The organism is Pseudoalteromonas sp. DY56-GL22, from assembly GCF_041414715.1.
Taxonomy (GTDB): domain Bacteria; phylum Pseudomonadota; class Gammaproteobacteria; order Enterobacterales; family Alteromonadaceae; genus Pseudoalteromonas; species Pseudoalteromonas simplex.
The window spans coordinates 193,173-207,884 of sequence record NZ_JANHZR010000003.1; the positions used below are offsets into that span (position 1 = coordinate 193,173).

Here is a 14,712-nt window from a genome sequence, read left to right on the forward strand (position 1 = left end):
TCCAAATCCGGCTAATGCAGACAGTATACTGTATGAAATCACAGTATCAAGCTAATTTTCAGATTTTATCAATTCAATTATGTTTTTTAATGAATAAACAATAGCTTGCAGTCTAACTTCAGCTCTATCACCAGCGAAAACCTGTTTGCTTGAGTAGTTTTGACCAGCCAAATGAATACAAAACCACACTAATCCCACAGGTTTATCCAGTGTTCCACCACCTGGGCCTGCTATCCCCGAAATAGCTATTGCGATATCGGCGTTTGCAGCTTTTGCCGCCCCCGATGCCATTTCAACAACGGTTTGTTCACTCACCGCACCAAAGCTGTTTAAGGTTTGCTCGCTAACGCCAATGAGCTCATGTTTTGCTTGGTTACTATAAGTAACAAACGCTCGGTCAATATAATTAGAACTGCCTGGGGTATCGGTAAGCGCATAACTCACTCCACCGCCAGTGCATGATTCTGCGGTAGTGATCCATAAGCGTTTATCCGTTAAAATAGCTCCTAATTTCGCAGCAAGTGTTTTAATCTCTTGATGTAATTCCATATTCAGCCTTTGGGTAAATACATGTCGTTTGATCTTTATGCACCGCACACTATAAAACAACAAACCCCTATGATGCAGCAGTATCTAAAAATAAAAGCCGAGCATCGGGATATTTTATTGTTTTATCGTATGGGCGACTTTTACGAACTTTTCTTTGATGATGCCAAGCGTGCAGCACAACTTCTTGATATTTCTCAAACCCACCGAGGTAAAGCCGGTGGCGATCCCATTCCAATGGCGGGTGTGCCCTATCACGCAGTAGAGAACTATTTAGCTCGCCTTGTACAAATGGGTGAGTCGGTGGCTATTTGTGAACAAGTTGGCGACCCAGCTACTAGCAAAGGCCCTGTTGAGCGTAAAGTTGTGCGCATTGTTACACCGGGCACTATTTCTGACGAAGCGTTATTACAAGAACGCCAAGACAACTTGCTAACCAGCGTTTGGCAAAGTAAACAAGGCTTATATGGTATTGCTTATTTAGATATTAACTCTGGCAGATTCAATGTGTTAGAAGTAAATACTGATGAAGCATTTAGCTCAACATTACAACGTTTAGCCCCTGCAGAGCTGCTCTATAGTGAAACATTTGCAAATGTGCATTTAATTGAACATATCAAAGGCGCACGTCGTCGCCCAGAATGGGAATTTGATTTAGATACTGCACAGCATTTACTTTGCGACCAATTTGGCACCAAAGATTTAGTTGGTTTTGGTGTAGACAAAGCACACGCTGCTTTGGTGGCTGCGGGCTGCTTAATGCAATATGTAAAAGACACTCAACGTATTGCCCTGCCGCATATTCGTGCGATTACCCTTGAGCAAAACGAACACGCGGTGATCTTAGATGCCGCAACCCGTAAAAACCTTGAACTAACAGTTAATTTATCAGGCGGCTACGAAAACACGCTTGCGCAAGTACTTGATAAAACAGCGACTGCGATGGGTTCACGCTTATTAAAGCGTCGTATTCATACACCAGTGCGCAGCAAAACAGAGCTCAACTCTCGACTAAACGCTATTAGTGCAATTATCGATGCGCAATTATGTGGTGAGCTACAAGAGTCATTAAAGCAAATTGGCGACATTGAGCGTGTTATCGCCCGTTTAGCGCTTTGCACAGCACGCCCGCGTGATTTAACGCGCCTGCGTAGCGCACTGCAAGCTCTGGCACCATTACATAAATTACTTCTGGACGCCAACGATCCGCGTATTAGTCAAATAATAGCGCAATCACAGCAATTACCTGAGCTACAAGACTTACTAGAACGTGCTGTCATCGAAACCCCACCGGTGCTTATTCGTGATGGGGGTGTTATTGCCCCGGGTTATAACAGTGAGCTTGATGAATGGCGTGCCCTAAGCCAAGGCGCAACCGATATTCTCGAAAAGCTTGAAGAACGTGAGCGTGAACGCACAGGCATTAGCACCTTAAAAATTGGCTATAACAAGGTGCATGGCTTTTTTATTGAAGTAAGTCGCGCTAACTCGCATTTGGTTCCTGCCGATTATATTCGCCGTCAAACGCTAAAAAATAATGAGCGCTATATTATCCCTGAGCTTAAAGAGCACGAAGATAAAGTGCTTGGTAGCCAGTCAAAAGCGCTAGCACTTGAAAAACAGCTTTACGAGCAACTCTTTGAGTTTATTGCTCCGCACATTGAGCAGTTACAAACAATGGCAGCTGTTTTAGCAGATTTAGATGTACTGAACAATTTAGCCGAACGTGCGCAAGCGCTTAATTATGCTAAGCCAACACTGTGCGATAACGATAATATCAGCATTAAACAAGGTCGCCACCCAGTGGTAGAACAGGTAATGAAAGACCCGTTTATTGCCAACCCAGTAGAGCTTAATAACGACCGTAAAATGTTGATTATCACAGGTCCAAATATGGGTGGTAAATCGACCTATATGCGCCAAACCGCACTTATTGTTTTGATGGCTCACATTGGTTGTTACGTTCCTGCTGATAGTGCAGAAATTGGGAATATTGACCGTATTTTTACGCGTATTGGCGCAAGTGATGACCTTGCATCAGGACGCTCAACCTTCATGGTTGAAATGACCGAAACAGCAACTATTTTAAATAACGCCACAGCACAATCACTGGTACTAATGGATGAAATTGGTCGCGGTACTTCAACTTATGATGGTTTATCGCTTGCCTATGCAACGGCTGATTATTTAGCATCAAAAATTGCTGCTAAAACTTTGTTTGCAACCCACTATTTTGAGCTAACCGAACTGGCCGAGCAAAAAACGGGGCTGGTTAATGTGCACCTCGATGCCATTGAGCACAACGACACCATTGCCTTTATGCATACCGTGCTTGAAGGCGCAGCAAGCAAGAGCTTTGGTTTACAAGTTGCTGCTTTGGCTGGTGTACCAAAAGCGGTTATCCAACAAGCAAAACAAAAGCTTAAAATGCTTGAGAATCATCAACCTGTTACTGCCCCTATTGAGCAACAACAGCAAACATTAAGTTTTGATGATGAACCTTCAGAGCTTGAATTAACCTTAAAACAGCTTGATCCAGATAGCCTAACGCCAAGACAAGCACACCAACTACTGTATCAATTAAAAGATTTACTTTAAAATTTGAGTGGATATAAAAAAGCTGACGTAACGTCAGCTTTTTTGTGTGTTCTGAACCCGTGGGTTCGATACCCTTGATCAGGTATTCATTGTTGTCAAATCAGGTGAATTGGTCGAATAGGCTATCTGTACTTAAACCTTCGTGTTGCAAAATGTCTTTTAAGCGACGTAATGCTTCCACTTGAATTTGTCTTACACGTTCACGTGTTAAGCCAATTTCACGACCAACATCTTCAAGGGTTGATGGCTCATAGCCCAGTAAACCAAAACGACGAGCAAGTACTTCACGCTGTTTCGGGTTTAACTCTCCAAGCCAATCAACAATGTGCTTGTTGATGTCATTGTTTTGTACTTCGCCTTCTGGACCGTAGTCTTTCTCATCGGCGATAATATCTAATAACGCTTTGTCATTTTCACCACCGATAGGTGTATCCACCGAGGTGATTTTTTCGTTTAAACGCAGCATCTTAGTAACATCTTCAACCGGCTTATCTAAGCACTCTGCAATTTCTTCTGCAGTGGGTTCATGGTCAAGTTTCTGCGTTAATTCACGGGCTGTTCTTAAATAAACATTAAGCTCTTTGACCACATGAATAGGTAAACGAATCGTACGTGTTTGGTTCATGATGGCACGTTCAATGGTTTGACGTATCCACCAAGTTGCATAAGTTGAAAAACGGAAACCTCGTTCTGGGTCAAATTTCTCAACGGCTCTGATAAGGCCTAAATTACCTTCTTCAATAAGGTCTAGTAGCGCAAGGCCACGGTTGTTATAGCGGCGGGCAATTTTCACCACTAAACGTAAATTACTTTCAATCATTCGCTTGCGAGAGGCTTCACAGCCTTTCAGTGCTTTTCGAGCAAAATAGACTTCTTCTTCTGCGCTTAACAGCGGAGAAAAACCAATCTCACCAAGATACAGCTGTGTAGCATCTAAATTCTTGGCAACTTCTTCTTTTGCAAAAATTTCATCTTCGTTGTCGACTTCTTCAAGTAATTCAGAAGACTCTTCTTCGACTACCGTGTCATCAAATTTATCGTCAATCGCGTCAGTTTTTTTCTCAAGTTTTGCTGTGTGACCCATAAGCGTCCTCCCGAGCAAATATGTGATTGAGCTAAATCACTTTATCAATACCCTAAATGGCTAAGGTAGATACTTAGCAGGATTGACTGCTTGACCCCGATAACGAATTTCAAATCTCAAAGCCGTAACCGTAGAGTCTGAACTGCCCATTTCTGCTATTTTCTGCCCCGCCTTTACTTCCTGTTTTTCCTTTACAAGCAACTTTGAATTGTGCGCGTAAGCACTTAGGTAATCATCATTGTGTTTCAAAATGATTAAATTACCATACCCCCTCAATGCGTTGCCCGCGTATACCACAGTTCCATGTGCAGCAGCTACAACAGAAGCCCCTTGTTTATTAGTGATCTGTAACCCTTTAAAGCCATTCTCTTTATTAGAGAAGCGTTGCGTTACTTTACCTTTAGCAGGCCAGTTCCATACAACTTTTGCATTAGAATTACGTTTTTTTTCACTAATTATTTTGTTGGCTTGTTTCTGAACATACTCTCGTTGTTTTGGCTGATCAAGCTCTTTCTTTAATTTTTTGTTATTTTTTTGTATAGAAACAGTAGACTTTTTACTCGAATTCGTATATTTTTTCGTCTTTTTTTGTTTTTGTGCCGATTTTATGAGCGAAATATTCTGCCCAGGGAAGATGGTATAAGGTGCTGGAATATCGTTTATTTTTGCGAGGGTTCGAAAATCTTGCTGAGCGCTAAAAGCAATTGAATATAAAGTATCGCCCTTTTTGACTACATATTTTGAGCCAGAGATATTTACTTTGCGAGTGGCGGGTTTAACTTTATTGTCTAAACTACTCACCGGTGCTGGCGCTTCGCGAGAAGTACAACCAAAGAGCAAAATACTAAGAAACAAAGTAACATAGACTGTTATCTGCCTGCTCATCGTAAAATGCTCCTTATCGTACTAGTTTAATGGTTTTACGGGTTATCGCAGTAAAAAGTACGCAACCACAACTAAAACAACTAATCCCCAGCCAAGCGCTTCAACATATTGACGTAATTTCTGCTCCATTTTAACGCCGCCCCACTTCATTAAAGCCGACACTAAGAAAAAGCGTGCGCCACGACCAATTGCCGAAGCAATTAGAAACGGCAGAAATGCCATTTGCATCAAACCAGCACCTATGGTGAAAACCTTATAAGGTATGGGGGAGAAGCCCGCTAAAAACACCACCCACACACCGTAGTTCTCAAACCAACTTAGCGCTGTGTCAAATTTCGCTTGCCAACCCATTTGCGCAATCAGCGGCTCGACCACAGGTTCGAATAACCAAAAGCCAAGTAAGTAACCTAAAATACCACCAATCACTGAAGCAATCGTCGTAAAGCTGGCAAAACGCCATGCTTTATCTGGTTGAGCAAGTGACATAGGTGCTAGCATGACATCCGGTGGTACCGGAAAAAAAACAGATTCAGCAAAACTCATCCCTGCTAAATAACGCTCTGCATGGCGATGTTTAGCCCATACCAGTGCCATATCATATAACTTAGTAAACAACTTCAAAGTTTAACGTCCTATTCAATATCACCAGGTACCAAAGGTACAAATCTTACTGGTGCAACTTTATGTTCTGTGAAAGTATCGCCATTTCTAACGACCATCATTAATTGCTGATCTTGCTCACCGATAGGTGCAATCATAACGCCCCCATCAGCCAATTGAGCAAGTAACCCTTGTGGCATAGTGGCGGCTGCAGCTGTAACAATAATCCCCTCAAACGGCGCTTGTGATTGCCAGCCTTGCCAACCATCACCATGTTTCATGGTGACATTATATAAATCGAGTTTGTGCAAACGGCGTTTTGCTTGCCACTGTAGTGCTTTTATACGCTCTACCGAGCACACTTTAGTGAACGTTTTTGCCAGTATTGCCGTTTGGTAGCCAGACCCTGTGCCAATTTCGAGCACTTTATCACGTACGCCCGCTAAGCGAAGTAGCTCAGTCATACGTGCGACAATATAAGGCTGCGAAATCGTTTGTCCTTGACCAATTGGCAATGCGGTATTTTGATAAGCTTTGTGCTGTAAAACATCATCGATAAAAATGTGTCTGGGTGTTGAGGCTATCGCTTCAAGCACAGTGCTGTCTTCTACACCTTCGCGTTTCAATAACTCTGCTAATGCCAGTGCGCTGCGATTATAATTAGTCAGCACTATTAATCTCCATATTTGCTAACCAGCTATCGACTGCTTGTAAACTTTCTTTCGCTGTCATATCAACACTAAGCGGGGTCACTGATGCGTAACCATTATTTATGGCGTAAAAATCAGTGCCTTCACCTGCATCACTTTCAGCACCAAGGGTACCATACCAATAAATGTCACGGCCCCATGGGTCTTGTTGTTTCGTCATGGTTTCAGCTTTATGACGCGAACCTAAACGGGTTACCTTAACTCCTTTTAGCTCAGTAAGTGGAATATCTGGTACGTTTAAGTTGATGATTTGATCTTTCGGTAATGGGTGCGATGCCAACTCTTTGATAATACTCACCGCAATCGCAGCTGCAGTTTCAAAGTGATTTCCTTCTTTAGAGCATAACGACACAGCAATGGCAGGAAGTCCTAAGTGGCGGCCTTCAGTGGCGGCGGCAACAGTACCTGAATACAAGGTGTCATCACCTAAATTGGCACCGTGGTTTATTCCGGCTACCACGAGATCTGGCTGCTGCTCAGTTAACTCGTTAACCCCTAAGTGCACACAGTCAGTCGGCGTGCCATTAATTGAAATGAAACCATTATCAAGGGTAGTTGCACGCAGTGGATTCATTAACGTTAATGAATTACTTGCGCCACTGCAATTGCGATCTGGCGCCACTAAGGTCACATCTGCAATTTGCGTTAATGCATGATACAAAACCGCAATCCCTTTAGCATGTACGCCATCATCATTGCTCAATAAGATTTTCATTTACGCATCCTTTTGTTTTTGTTCTCTGGGGCTTGCATCTTGATAGTCCACCAACTCACGCAGTAAGGCAGTAGCAAAACAGCCTTTTGGTAGACCAAAACTTAACTTTAAAGTAGTTTCGTCAATCGTTTCAACAGCTAATGAATCAGGAATAAGGCGTAACATTCTACGCTCATTCTTAAGGCCAAGTTCGCTAAGCCCCTCTATCCAAGATTGATAAGGTTCTAGCCACACTTTTTCGGTTTCGGTCAGGCCTTTTTCGCCTTTACCAACCATGGGGGCCGACATCACAATATCACCAGACGCTAAGCGAGCAATATTGTCATCACTAATGTTGTCTTCAAAAAATGCATTACTGCCGCTGAGCATAAACACTTCGCGGTGCATTGTTTTTGCAAGGCCATGCTCGGCAACCCGCATACTCACAATTTCATTAAATACATAAGATCGTGCAGCTGAAATAACTAAACCACGCAATTTTTTATCGCGGATACGCTCTCCAGCAAACATGCGCTTTGCCATTTCAAGGTTGTGACCACCATGCCCAAAGCGCTGCTCACCAAAGTAATTAGGCACCCCTGCACGCACCGCGTTGATACGGCACAAAATATCCAGCGGCTCAGTCACGTTGCGTAACGTAATGGTAAAGCGATTGCCTTTATGGCAACCCGTTCTGAGCTTACGGTTATGGCGCTGTTGCGAAATTACAAAAAATTGCTCGTTATTCAGTTCACTAAATTCTATGTGCTTTTTAATTGGTACTGGCACGCTAAACCACTGTGTACACACGCCATGACGGTCTTTTAAGCCTGCATAACTCACATCACGTGGAGATACCCCTGCTTTTTCGGCAATGCGTTTCGCAATAAACTGAGTATTTTCGCCTTTTTTTACAACCTGCAAGCAAACATGTTCACCAGAACCAGTAAACTCAATACCTAAGTCTTCATCAACCATGAAGTCTTCGGCGTGAGTTTTAAAGTCAGCCTTAGAAAGAGGTTTACCGTATAGGTAGTTTAACTCACTCATGCGCTTAGTTTGCTCATAATCACCACTGCGTGGCTTGAAATACCTTCTTTGCGGCCTTCAAATCCTAGCTTCTCTGTGGTTGTTGCTTTCACATTAACTTGTGAAATATCAGCTTCAAGGTCTTGGCATAAGTTTTCACGCATTGCTTGAATATGTGGCAACATTTTTGGTGCTTGCGCAACAATCGTCACATCGGCATTGCCAAGTACGTAACCTTGCTCTTTAGCAAGCCCAACCACGTGGCGTAGTAAAATTCGGCTATCAATATTTTCGTATTCGCTCGCAGTGTCTGGAAAATGCTTGCCAATATCCCCCATTGCTAATGCACCTAAAATAGCATCACACAATGCGTGAATGGCAACATCACCATCTGAATGCGCTAAAAAGCCTTGTGGGTAATCTATTTTTTCACCACAAATTACCAACGGGCCTTCGCCGCCAAATTTGTGTACATCAAAGCCATGGCCAATTCGAATCATGAGGTACTCTCGTTTTGTTGTTTTTGCAGTAAAAATGCTGCTAAATCTAAATCTTCTGGGGTGGTGATTTTAATATTGTCACTGCGACCGGCAACCAGCTTAACAGGCTGCTTAGCCCATTCAATTGCCGATGCTTCATCAGTGATAGTCACACCATTTTTAAGGGCACTTGATAGCGCATTAGTCAGCGCTTGATAAGGGAAAAACTGAGGAGTGAGTGCCTGCCATAAATCATCACGAGGCACTGTTTGCTCACTGTGGGTATGACCGCGCTTAATGGTGTCTTTTACTTTTGACGCTAAGATACCGCCTTCATTGGCAGCGATGCATTCTGTCATTAAACGCTGAATATCAGCCAAACACACTAACGGCCTTGCCGCATCGTGCACAAGTACCCAATCAGGTGGATTATCAGCAAGTGATAGCAAGGCGTTAAGCACTGAATCAGCGCGCTCTTTACCACCACTCACACGCTCAATACGCTTATCTATGTGTGGTAAATCAGCAAAGTAGCCGTCATCATCGCTAATTGCTACTTTGATGGTGTTTAATTCGTTAAGTTCTGCAAGTTTACTCAGGGTGTGTTCTAAAATAGTTTTACCCGCCAGTTCAATATACTGCTTTGGCGCCGAATGCTGCATTCGACTCCCTACCCCCGCAGCGGGAACAATGGCGGTTATAGTTTGCTTAATTTTCATTTTGTTGTTGGCCCGGCAAAACGCGAATAAAGGTTTCGCCAGGTTTAATCATTCCTAATTCATTACGCGCGCGCTCTTCGATACCTTCTTGACCAAGCTTTAGATCTTTTATATCTGCTTTAAGTACAGTATTGCGCTTTAATAATTTCGCGTTAGTGTCTTGATGAGAGGTAACCGCTTGTTTCAGACGAGTGTAATCTTGCACACCATTATGACCAAACCATAAACGATATTGCAGAAATAAAGCCAAACATAACAAGGCGAATTGAAAAACCCGCATTGAACACTCCTTCGCGGTTAAATTAAGTCAAAGGGCGTTTTAAATTACGCCAATTTATATTGCTTGCTAGTAGCATTTCTCTTAATGACAAACGCTTAGGTGTGATGCGTTTATTAAATTGCCATTGATGACCGCAACACGCCGCCGCCATCACTGCCTTTGCAGGCTTAAGCAGTTGAATATGCGTGTTTTCTAGCGATTCACCTGAAGTATCAAACCAACCAAGCTCGTTGCAATGTACCTTATTGTCGCTTACTTGATCTAAGCTGTCTATGCGCACAGTTGTACATTGCTCGTCATTAATTAGCACGGGAACAATTAACCCGCGCTTAGCATGTTGACTATAAAAGTCTTTTGAGTCTTTTTTATTATAAACAGGTGGCGTTGTTTTTTGTTTTTCAAGCCAACTGCCATTTTGTGAATCAAGCTGTAATGGTGCATCGCCACTAACTATACGCATGGCTAAACGCTCAATATAGTAAGGCAAACTTGCTAATAAGCGTTTAAGCCTTGCAGTATCAGGTTCATCGACTAAACGCGGGATCTCACGAGCATAAAATGCATTACATAACTGCGCATACAAAGCACGTTCGGCATCAGTTTGCCAAATTTCGGCTTGTTGCGAGTGTTCGCTCTGTGAAGTTGGTTTAGACAATGCGCGCTCTTATAAAACAATTGCTTGACTGTTTTATAGCATAGAGCGTTTATTGAGCGCTACTTTACTGCGCCTTTTTTACCCAATTTTGCATTACCAGATTCTAAAAACTGCACCACCGCATCACGCTTTTTACCTAGTAACAAACTACCATCAGCTAAAAACATAAAGTTTTGCCAACAACGCTTAAAAACGGCAAAGCTGGTTTCAATGATATTATCGCGAGCCATACAAAAATAGACCGTCGTGTTTGCTTCCCACGCTAAGTGGTTTAGGATTTCTTCAGGTAACTGCTCGTCGCCCGCTTCCCATGCGTTTTCCCAGTTAATGGTCTCTGAAAAGCTGTCGTCTTTGCCGCACCAATCTGTTTTATCAAAAAAGTCAGGGTGATCATGCTCTCGGCTCACCATGGTAGTCCATAAAACAGCAGCTCGTTCAGCACTCATTGGTTTTATTTGCGCTGCGTCTTCGCTGCTTATCGGCATATCTTTATGACGAAAAACCCAGGCTTTTTTGTATTCATCTAACGAAATATAATTCATAGTTCAGGCAGTTTGTTTCAGCGTAAAATGTGCAAACTGCAATTATACCCAAATGACTCCAAGATGCGAGATAAACACATGACAATCAAACCCGGTATTTACCAACATTACAAAGGTCCAAAATACAAAGTTGAATATGTTGCCACTCATAGCGAAACGAATGAGCCATTGGTAATTTATCAAGCGCTTTACGGCGAATTTGGCATGTGGGCACGCCCGCTTAGTATGTTTACAGAAACCGTCACTGTAGAGGGCAAAACGGTACCGCGTTTTGCATACCTTTCAGACGCCGACTAACTGTGGCATCATGACGTTATTAATCACTGCTCAGACCAGATAAGGTGACATCGTGCTTTTTAATTCAACCGATAACTACATTGCCAGTAACTCATTAAAACAAGCGGTTAACGCAGCGATATTGCTCGAAAAACCCCTGCTTATAAAAGGTGAACCCGGCACAGGTAAAACTATGCTGGCCGAGGAACTTGCAAAAAGCTTAGACACTACGCTAATTCAATGGCATATCAAATCAACCACTAAAGCGCAGCAAGGCCTGTATGAATATGATGCGGTATCTCGTCTTCGCGACAGCCAGTTAGGTGATGAGCGTGTGCACGATATCAGCAACTACATTGTAAAGGGGAAATTATGGCAAGCCTTTACTTACGGTGAGCAACATAACAAGCGCCCTGTGCTATTGATTGATGAAATCGACAAAGCCGATATTGAATTTCCCAACGACTTGCTACTAGAACTCGATAAAATGGAGTTTCATGTTTATGAGACCGGCGAGCGCGTTGTTGCAAAGCAACGCCCGATTGTAATCATCACGTCAAATAACGAAAAAGAGCTGCCAGACGCCTTTTTACGTCGTTGTTTTTTCCATTACATTGATTTTCCAAGTAGTGAAGAAATGGCACAAATTATCGATGTGCATCACCCGCATGTTAAACAAGATTTAGTTCGCCAAGCACTTGAGGTGTTCTTTAATCTACGTGACGTAAACGGCATTAAGAAAAAGCCATCAACCAGCGAATTACTCGATTGGTTAAAGCTACTAATGGCCGAAGACATTGATGCTAAAACACTGCATGATAAAAGCCAAAAAGGCGGCCTAATGCCCATGTTTGGCGCGTTATTAAAGAACGAGCAAGACATTAGCTTAATCGAAAAACTTGCGTTTATGAGCCGACGTTAAGATGTTAATTGCGTTTTTCTTTAAGCTTCGCGAATACCGCTTACCAGTTAGTTTGCGAGAGCTACTTGATTTGATCAATGCGCTCAAGCAAGGGGTTATTTTTGCTGACGTTGACGCGTTTTATTATTTAGCGCGTACCATCATGGTTAAAGATGAAACCCACTTTGATCGTTTTGATAAAGCCTTTGCAGATTACTTTAGTGGCGTGGCCGACCTTGATCTGCTCGAAAGCTTAAAACAGCAACATGCCTTGCCTGATGATTGGCTACGCAAAGAGTTTGAAAAGCACTTAAGCGAAGAAGAAAAAGCGCAATTACAAGCCATGGGCGGCCTTGATAAACTCATGGAAACCCTCAAGCAACGCCTTGAAGAGCAGCAAAAACGCCATGCTGGGGGTAATAAGTGGGTGGGTACCGGTGGCACTTCACCATTTGGCGCCTATGGGTATAACCCTGAAGGTGTGCGCATTGGTCAAGACGGTAACCGACATCGCCGTGCGGTAAAAGTGTGGGATAAGCGCAGCTACCGAAACCTTGATAGTGACCGTGAAATCGGCTCGCGCACCATTAAACTCGCTCTAAAAAAACTGCGTAAATTTGCCCGTACTGGCGCCAGCGACACTCTCGATTTAACCGAAACCATCCGCGCAACCGCAAAACAAGGCGGCATGCTCGATGTGAAAATGGCACCTGAGCGCCACAATGCAGTAAAAGTATTGATGCTATTTGATATCGGCGGTTCAATGGATGATTACATTCATACCTGCGAAGAGCTATTTAGCGCCGCCCACAGCGAGTTTAAACACCTTGAGTTTTACTATTTTCATAACTGTTTATATGAGCATGTTTGGCAAGACAACGAGCGTCGTCACTCAAACATCATTGATACCATGACCTTGATTAACAAGTTCACCAGCGACTACAAGGTGATCTTTGTTGGCGATGCCACCATGGGCCCTTACGAAATCGCCTACCCCGGTGGCAGCGTTGAGCATTGGAATGAAGAGCCCGGTAGCGCTTGGCTAAACCGCATAACCAATCACTTTGATAAAGTCGCTTGGCTCAACCCACAACCCGTTGAACACTGGCGCTATTATCAATCAATTGATTTTATAAAGCAGTTAATGGATAACCGCATGTACCCACTCACGCTAGATGGGATTAGTAATGCGATTAGGGAGTTGAGTTAGAGCTATCAGCCGTCAAACAGCATAAAAACTGAGAAATGAATGTAAAGTTATAATTGTTTATAAATACAAATAACTAAGCCCCTTCTCGATCAGCTATAAACTGACGGCTGAAAGCTGACAGCTCCCATTTACATTCCCTTCCAAACCAAAAACACCAGCGCAAAGCCCACTAAATAAAGCAAACCTAGCCAGCTTAGGGTGCGTAATAAAGGTGAGTGATGAATGCTGGGTTCTGAGCGCACTAAACTAAAGTTCAGCCATGCAAATACAGGCGTGGTTACAAAAGCGAGGGTCATGGCAAAAGTAAGCATTGGGCCAAGGGCTGATTTAAAGAATAAAATCACTGCCATACCTGCAAATGCTTGTAGTAATAACCACATATTTAAACTGTGCTTAGATTGTTTAATCGGTAGCAGTTTATGCGACTCATTTAATGTTCTCGCGTAGCCATCAAGTACCGTAAGCGTGGTGCCAAACATACATAAAAAAGCGATACCTGAAACCAGTGGCCTTGCCCACTCGCCCATAGTGAGGGCATACATATCAATTAGCTGCTTGGCAAAGGCGACTCCACCTAATTGCACTGCTTGTGCTTGGCCATATTGCACTAATACGCCTAATGAGAAAAACACTAACGCAAGTGCTGCGGTAAGCCAGTAGCCCAAATTAAAGTCAAACAAGCCTTGTTGTTTTGTCACGACTTGTTGATGCTGCTTTTCTTTTAGCCACAGTGAGCTAATTGCTGATATTTCGATAGGCGCAGGCATCCAGCCCATGAGCGCGACCATAAAGCCGAGCATAGCAAGTTCGTACGGCGACGGCCCCACATAGTCAATTGGCGCCATAGCACCATTATTAATTGCCACTACCAACGCAGCCACAGTTGTAACCGTTAACAGCCCCATAATGAGCTTTGAGACATTATCGAGCGCTTTAAAATGCCCTAACAACAAAATAAGCAAACACACAGCTAAAATCAGCCAGCATAATAAGGTTACAGAAATTGTGACAGGTAATGCATAGTGCAGTAGGCTGGCCGTTAATAATAAAACCCCCGCAGTATTCACTACGGCGGCGACTATATTAAGCGCAATAAAGCTATAGAAATACCCCGGCCCTTTTTGCTTGTAGCCCTCAACTAAACTTTGTTTGGTCGCAAGGGTGTACTCCATGCCAAATCGAAAGAATGGATACTTCAATACGTTTACTACAATGATTAGCCAAAATAGCTGCCAGCCGAATAACGACCCGGCTTGTGTTGATGCTACTAGATGTGAGCCACCAATGGCGGCTGTAGCCATTAAAATCCCCGGCCCTAAAGCATTTAATTTAGACTGCCAATTTGATACTGCTGATTGCATAAGTTGTGTGTGTTTTATTCTTAGTTACAAGCAACTTACAGCGTTTTGTGTGAGATTGGAAGCAGAGCAAGTTAGCAAGTTAGCAAGTTAGCAAGTTAGCAAGTTAGCAAGTTAGCAAGTTAGCAAGTTAGCAAGTTAGCAAG

17 protein-coding genes are annotated in these 14,712 nt (G+C 43.1%); 4 read left to right on the plus strand and 13 right to left on the minus strand.

What is annotated here, in order from left to right; genetic code table 11:
- Positions 1-51: 51 nt before the first annotated feature.
- Entirely contained in the window at positions 52-549 is a 498-nt protein-coding gene (locus NO991_RS08775; protein WP_138618550.1) for a nicotinamide-nucleotide amidohydrolase family protein, read from the minus strand.
- A gap of 21 nt (positions 550-570) precedes the next feature.
- Here NO991_RS08775 and mutS point away from each other — a divergent pair, with 21 nt between their 5' ends.
- Positions 571-3,144: a DNA mismatch repair protein MutS gene (gene mutS, locus NO991_RS08780; protein WP_235373274.1), complete on the plus strand. Its 2,574-nt coding sequence runs from the start codon at positions 571-573 to the stop codon at positions 3,142-3,144.
- A gap of 100 nt (positions 3,145-3,244) precedes the next feature.
- Here mutS and rpoS read toward each other — a convergent pair whose 3' ends face one another.
- From rpoS to NO991_RS08835, 11 genes are read right to left on the minus strand one after another with little or no spacing between them, the layout of a single operon-like run.
- Positions 3,245-4,228 carry an RNA polymerase sigma factor RpoS gene (gene rpoS / locus NO991_RS08785; RefSeq protein WP_054551147.1) on the minus strand — a complete coding sequence of 328 codons (984 nt, stop codon included), beginning with the start codon at positions 4,226-4,228 and terminating at the stop codon, positions 3,245-3,247.
- 60 nt (positions 4,229-4,288) lie between these two features.
- Positions 4,289-5,113: a peptidoglycan DD-metalloendopeptidase family protein gene (locus NO991_RS08790; protein WP_054551146.1), complete on the minus strand. Its 825-nt coding sequence runs from the start codon at positions 5,111-5,113 to the stop codon at positions 4,289-4,291.
- A 42-nt stretch (positions 5,114-5,155) separates the two neighbouring features.
- On the minus strand, positions 5,156-5,734 hold the full coding sequence (locus NO991_RS08795; RefSeq protein ID WP_054551145.1) for a YqaA family protein: 579 nt from the start codon (positions 5,732-5,734) through the stop codon (positions 5,156-5,158).
- Between the two features lie 11 nt (positions 5,735-5,745).
- Positions 5,746-6,384, minus strand: coding sequence for a protein-L-isoaspartate(D-aspartate) O-methyltransferase (locus tag NO991_RS08800; protein WP_054551144.1), 639 nt, complete (start codon positions 6,382-6,384; stop codon positions 5,746-5,748).
- On the minus strand, positions 6,374-7,138 hold the full coding sequence (gene surE, locus NO991_RS08805) for a 5'/3'-nucleotidase SurE (RefSeq protein WP_138599729.1): 765 nt from the start codon (positions 7,136-7,138) through the stop codon (positions 6,374-6,376). The genes NO991_RS08800 and surE overlap by 11 nt, the downstream gene beginning before the upstream one ends.
- Positions 7,139-8,167, minus strand: coding sequence for a tRNA pseudouridine(13) synthase TruD (gene truD / locus NO991_RS08810; RefSeq protein WP_054551142.1), 1,029 nt, complete (start codon positions 8,165-8,167; stop codon positions 7,139-7,141).
- On the minus strand, positions 8,164-8,646 hold the full coding sequence (ispF, locus tag NO991_RS08815) for a 2-C-methyl-D-erythritol 2,4-cyclodiphosphate synthase (RefSeq protein WP_054551141.1): 483 nt from the start codon (positions 8,644-8,646) through the stop codon (positions 8,164-8,166). The genes truD and ispF overlap by 4 nt, the downstream gene beginning before the upstream one ends.
- Positions 8,643-9,344: a 2-C-methyl-D-erythritol 4-phosphate cytidylyltransferase gene (ispD, locus tag NO991_RS08820; RefSeq protein WP_054551140.1), complete on the minus strand. Its 702-nt coding sequence runs from the start codon at positions 9,342-9,344 to the stop codon at positions 8,643-8,645. Before ispD ends, ispF begins: the two co-directional genes overlap by 4 nt.
- Entirely contained in the window at positions 9,334-9,624 is a 291-nt protein-coding gene (gene ftsB / locus NO991_RS08825; RefSeq protein ID WP_054551139.1) for a cell division protein FtsB, read from the minus strand. The genes ispD and ftsB overlap by 11 nt, the downstream gene beginning before the upstream one ends.
- 22 nt (positions 9,625-9,646) lie before the next feature.
- A complete protein-coding gene (locus tag NO991_RS08830; protein ID WP_054560904.1) occupies positions 9,647-10,279 on the minus strand; it encodes a hypothetical protein in 633 nt (210 codons plus the stop codon).
- Between the two features lie 59 nt (positions 10,280-10,338).
- Complete coding sequence (locus tag NO991_RS08835) at positions 10,339-10,821, minus strand: DUF2947 domain-containing protein (protein ID WP_063703236.1); 483 nt, start codon at positions 10,819-10,821, stop codon at positions 10,339-10,341.
- 63 nt (positions 10,822-10,884) lie between these two features.
- Here NO991_RS08835 and NO991_RS08840 point away from each other — a divergent pair, with 63 nt between their 5' ends.
- From NO991_RS08840 to NO991_RS08850, 3 genes are read left to right on the plus strand one after another with little or no spacing between them, the layout of a single operon-like run.
- Positions 10,885-11,118, plus strand: coding sequence for a DUF1653 domain-containing protein (locus tag NO991_RS08840; RefSeq protein ID WP_370626052.1), 234 nt, complete (start codon positions 10,885-10,887; stop codon positions 11,116-11,118).
- Positions 11,119-11,170: 52 nt separating this feature from the next.
- Positions 11,171-12,019 carry a MoxR family ATPase gene (locus NO991_RS08845; protein WP_138618538.1) on the plus strand — a complete coding sequence of 283 codons (849 nt, stop codon included), beginning with the start codon at positions 11,171-11,173 and terminating at the stop codon, positions 12,017-12,019.
- 1 nt (position 12,020) lies between these two features.
- Positions 12,021-13,208, plus strand: a complete 1,188-nt coding sequence (locus NO991_RS08850) for a VWA domain-containing protein (protein ID WP_138618536.1) — start codon at positions 12,021-12,023, stop codon at positions 13,206-13,208.
- A 128-nt stretch (positions 13,209-13,336) separates the two neighbouring features.
- Here NO991_RS08850 and NO991_RS08855 read toward each other — a convergent pair whose 3' ends face one another.
- Entirely contained in the window at positions 13,337-14,509 is a 1,173-nt protein-coding gene (locus NO991_RS08855) for an NRAMP family divalent metal transporter (RefSeq protein WP_371351977.1), read from the minus strand.
- Positions 14,510-14,712: the final 203 nt, after the last annotated feature.

Coding starts and splice junctions, on each gene's coding strand:
- ispD (WP_054551140.1), bottom strand. CDS start 9,344: ATGAAAATTAAGCAAACTATAACCGCCATTGTTCCCGCTGCGGGGGTA.
- rpoS (WP_054551147.1), bottom strand. CDS start 4,228: ATGGGTCACACAGCAAAACTTGAGAAAAAAACTGACGCGATTGACGAT.
- NO991_RS08840 (WP_370626052.1), top strand. CDS start 10,885: ATGCGAGATAAACACATGACAATCAAACCCGGTATTTACCAACATTAC.
- NO991_RS08855 (WP_371351977.1), bottom strand. CDS start 14,509: ATGGCTACAGCCGCCATTGGTGGCTCACATCTAGTAGCATCAACACAA.
- NO991_RS08775 (WP_138618550.1), bottom strand. CDS start 549: ATGGAATTACATCAAGAGATTAAAACACTTGCTGCGAAATTAGGAGCT.
- NO991_RS08850 (WP_138618536.1), top strand. CDS start 12,021: ATGTTAATTGCGTTTTTCTTTAAGCTTCGCGAATACCGCTTACCAGTT.
- truD (WP_054551142.1), bottom strand. CDS start 8,167: ATGAGTGAGTTAAACTACCTATACGGTAAACCTCTTTCTAAGGCTGAC.
- ftsB (WP_054551139.1), bottom strand. CDS start 9,624: ATGCGGGTTTTTCAATTCGCCTTGTTATGTTTGGCTTTATTTCTGCAA.
- NO991_RS08835 (WP_063703236.1), bottom strand. CDS start 10,821: ATGAATTATATTTCGTTAGATGAATACAAAAAAGCCTGGGTTTTTCGT.
- ispF (WP_054551141.1), bottom strand. CDS start 8,646: ATGATTCGAATTGGCCATGGCTTTGATGTACACAAATTTGGCGGCGAA.
- surE (WP_138599729.1), bottom strand. CDS start 7,138: ATGAAAATCTTATTGAGCAATGATGATGGCGTACATGCTAAAGGGATT.
- NO991_RS08790 (WP_054551146.1), bottom strand. CDS start 5,113: ATGAGCAGGCAGATAACAGTCTATGTTACTTTGTTTCTTAGTATTTTG.
- mutS (WP_235373274.1), top strand. CDS start 571: ATGTCGTTTGATCTTTATGCACCGCACACTATAAAACAACAAACCCCT.